Source organism: Nitrospira sp., from assembly GCA_030692565.1.
Lineage (GTDB): Bacteria > Nitrospirota > Nitrospiria > Nitrospirales > Nitrospiraceae > Nitrospira_D.
This window is the reverse complement of record JAUYAO010000039.1, coordinates 1-1,286: the sequence shown is the minus strand read 5'-3', so window position 1 is coordinate 1,286 and position 1,286 is coordinate 1. Positions and strand designations below refer to the sequence as shown.

The window sequence follows — 1,286 nt, the reverse complement described above, 5'->3', positions numbered from 1 at the left end:
GGAGGAGAAGCGAACAGATTCGGCCCGGTCGTTCCGAATGTTCGTTTTGAGATTCGTGCAGATTCGTGTCATTCGTGGTTGCCTCTGTTGTTCGTTTGAGTTCGGGATCCGTTTCGGATTTCGTGCTTCGGATTTCGAGTTTTCAGCGCTGACGCGGTGAAGCCCCGACGGGGAGGACTGACATGACCTGGCGAATGTCCTGCTGGCGGCAGATGCTCTGCGGCGCTCTGTGTCTGCTGATGACGCTGCCTGCGGTCCGGGCGCAGGAACCGGCTCCGGCTCCGTCCGAAGCGGAAGCCCGTCCGCTGGCGGCCGATCAGGAAGCGCTGACGCTGCGGTATCAGCGGTTCGAAAACACGCTGTTGCAGCTTGCCGAATACTTGCGCAAGACCGACCCGACGCGGGCGGAGCTGCTCGTGCGGGCGATCGGTCGGAGCAAGGAGTCGCGGATTCCCGACCAGATGCAGCAGCTCGTGCAGTTGCTCAAGCAGGAGCAACTCGGCGACGCGATCGAACAGCAGGAATCGGTAACACAGCACATGCTGGCGCTGCTGGATCTGCTGCAGAGCGAGGACCGGAAGGACGAGCTGGAGGCGGAGAAAAAGCGGATTCAGGAGCTGATCAAGGACGTCGACAAGCTGATTGGACGCGAGAAGGACGTGCGGGCGGCGACCGAGCGCGGCCGGCTGGGCGAAGGCACCGAACAGGAACAGGAGCGAGTCGGCGACGCCACGCAGAAACTGATCGACAAGATCAAGGAGCAGGACGCCGCCAGAAACGCGAAGAACGACCGGCAGTCGGGGAAGTCCGGAGACCAGAAGTCTGATGCGGGAAAGCCGCCGGGCGACCAGGCTCCGATGCCGGCAGGGGAGAAGTCTCCCGACGGCAAGGAAACGCCGGAAGGGAAGACCGAGGACGGCAAGCCGAAAGAGGGTGAGAAGCCCGGTGACAAACCGGGCGAGAAGTCCTCGAAGCCGGGCGAGTCTAAGCCCAGCGAGAAATCGCCGATGGACAAGTCGGGGAAGCCGCCGGGCGAGAGCAAGCCGTCCGATGGGAAGCCGTCAGAAGGGGAATCGAAACCGTCGGAATCCAAGCCCTCCGAGTCAAAACCCTCAAAGTCGCAGTCGGGGAAACCTCAGCCCGGGCAGAAGCCGCAACCTCAGCCGCAGGGGGAATCCCCGGAGCAGCAGCCGCAGGAAGGGGAACAGCAGCCTCAGGAAGAAAACTCGTCGCAGGATCCGCTGCAGGCCCGGCAGACCTCCGGCAAGCAGGAGATCGAGAAGGCC

1 protein-coding gene is annotated in these 1,286 nt (G+C 63.1%); it reads left to right on the top strand.

What is annotated here, in order from left to right; genetic code table 11:
- Nucleotides 1-182: 182 nt before the first annotated feature.
- Nucleotides 183-1,286, top strand: a 1,104-nt coding sequence (locus tag Q8N04_09690; GenBank protein ID MDP3090939.1) for a hypothetical protein, incomplete at its 3' end; no start/stop codon positions are given.